The organism is Bradyrhizobium sp. Kon10 (genome assembly GCF_055807395.1).
This window is the reverse complement of the sequence record NZ_JBVVOZ010000078.1, coordinates 1-2,198: the sequence shown is the minus strand read 5'-3', so window position 1 is coordinate 2,198 and position 2,198 is coordinate 1. Positions and strand designations below refer to the sequence as shown.

At 61.5% G+C, this 2,198-nt stretch carries 1 protein-coding gene and 1 pseudogene; both read right to left on the bottom strand.

Going from position 1 to position 2,198, the window contains the following annotated elements; all coding sequences use genetic code 11:
* Positions 1–924: 924 nt before the first annotated feature.
* Positions 925–1,320 carry a hypothetical protein gene (locus AC0L2O_RS36070; RefSeq protein WP_473373104.1) on the bottom strand — a complete coding sequence of 132 codons (396 nt, stop codon included), beginning with the start codon at positions 1,318–1,320 and terminating at the stop codon, positions 925–927.
* 598 nt (positions 1,321–1,918) lie between these two features.
* Positions 1,919–2,198 (bottom strand): annotated as a pseudogene (locus tag AC0L2O_RS36065) (IS630 family transposase); the annotation flags it as partial.

Genomic DNA, 2,198 nt, shown 5'->3' with positions numbered 1-2,198 from the left:
TTGGCGTATCGCAACCCGATCCTACCGGAGAACTGCCGGTGACCACCGCAAAGCCGCCCGCCCGCTACGGCGCTATTTGGAGGCGCGCGTCCGGGCGGCTTTGCTCTACCGAACTACACCACCACCGGGGAGTACGACATGCCAAGCTGATGAGTGCTTGTGGGTGCAAGTCCCATCCGGCCAAAGCCGTAGCAGGCAAGCCGGGACCGAGTCTTGCGGGCGTCGCGGCAACGCGAGGTCTGAAGTGTAGACAGGAGCCATGCGGGGTGCGGGAACGAGCCTCGAAAGGTGGATGTTCGCGGAGGCCGAGTGTGTTCCCTAAGCACGAAGGCAGCATGAGCATTGTCGTTATGCGAGACGATGCCGCTCCGTCGGGGTCGATGGCCGCATCACGCATGGAAGGCAATCATCGGAACATGAGAGGCCCGACCGGGTCCACTGGATCGGTCTCCAGTGGGGGGCAGCGGCAAGGCAGTGCCAGAGCCGCGGTCCGAGCTGAGGTCGGGAGTCGGACTGGTCCATAGTACCTGTGAAGTCGTCGAAGGAAACGAGACGCATGGAGGGAAGGGGCCAGCCCGAGGGGAGCCCGCGCGAGAAGGCCAGGGTCCGGACACAGAGCCGGGTTGCCTTGCCGCGAACCTCGAACGGGTGAACGCGGCAGCCAAGCAGGCTGCCCAAACCCGGTTCACAGCCTTGCTGCACCACATCGACGAGGACGCTCTGCTTCGGGCGTTTCGACGACAAAAGCGGCAGGCCAGCGCGGGGGTCGATGGGGTAACAGTGGCGAAGTACGAACAGAGGCTCACGGATAACATTCGGGAGCTCTGCGGACGCGTCCACACGGGTCGCTACCGGCCACACCCGGTACGACGAGTCTACATCCCAAAAGCCGATGGCGGTAAGCGGCCTCTCGGTGTGCCGGCGCTAGAGGACAAGATTGTCCAAAGCGCGGTAGCCGAGGTGCTGAGCGCCGTCTATGAGGCCGACTTCCTCGCGTTCTCCTACGGCTTCCGGCCGGGGCGGAATCCTCATATGGCGCTTAACGCGTTGCACACGGCGATCATGAGCCAGCGCGTCAACTGGGTGCGATGCCGACATACGCAGCTTCTTCGACTCGGTCGACCACGAGTGGCTGCTGCGGATGGTGGCGCACAGGATCGCCGATCCTCGCATATTGCGGCTTATAGAGCTGTGGCTGCGGGCCGGCGTTCTTGAGAGCGGCGAGAAGCAAGAAACGGACAGGGGTACCCCGCAGGGGCGGGCATCAGTCCGCTCCTCGCCAACATCTTTCTGCACTACATCCTCGATCTCTGGATCCATCAATGGCGCCGTCGCCGCCTATGCGCGAGTTCCTAAGCCGCCAGGATTGCAACCCTAGATTCCTAGTCGCCGTCCGCCAAACATGAGAAGCTTACTCATATTTGCGTTTCGGAAGGGAATCCCGATGCGCCTTGCATTGCCTTATCTTGGAATTTGTCTCTGCGCGACCGTCGCGGCCTGGTTATCTTTCACGCTGATTTATTGACGGAGCAGATCTTCGCCGGTGAGCAGCCGCACGAAGGGTGGGGTGCCGCTCTCATGCAGATCGATCCTGCTTCACTGCAATAAATTGACAACAGCGCAGCGCCGTGTGCATGCATCTTCGCGGACGCTGCGGTTGCCTGATCAGGTCCAGGTCCAACTCACGGCATTTCGCCGTGATCTCCTCCCATTCGCGGACAGATATAGCGGCACAGCTCGCCGAGAACGGCTCCGGTTTTCAGGCTGCGCGCAGGTCCTCCTCCGCTATGTCCGACCACGGCAAGCCTGCGTTCAAATCAGGCTCGCGATCAGGCGGGGCGATAGCGCGGGTGTCGCGACTGACGATTTTGGTAGGCGTCTTGCGGCTGTCATTGCCGCTCTGGTCTAGTACCCGGAATCAGAGCTGAGTGATACGGCGGCCTTTGAATCGGCGCTGCCGAACGTTTTTCTTGGTCCACACGAAGGGCGTGGCGCTTTCGTTGTATGCGTCAATGTAGGCCTCGATGTGCTCCTGGAGCTGCGTCAGGCTTGTGAAGGAAGCGCCGTTGAGCGACTGCCCTTGCAGGATCGAGAACCAGACCTCGACCTGATTGAGCCAGAACGCGCTCGTCGGCGTGAAATGAAAGCTCACATTGGGGTGGGCCTTGAGCCAGTGCTCGTTCTTCTTGTGGGTGTTG

Coding starts and splice junctions, on each gene's coding strand:
- AC0L2O_RS36070 (WP_473373104.1), bottom strand. CDS start 1,320: ATGGATCCAGAGATCGAGGATGTAGTGCAGAAAGATGTTGGCGAGGAG.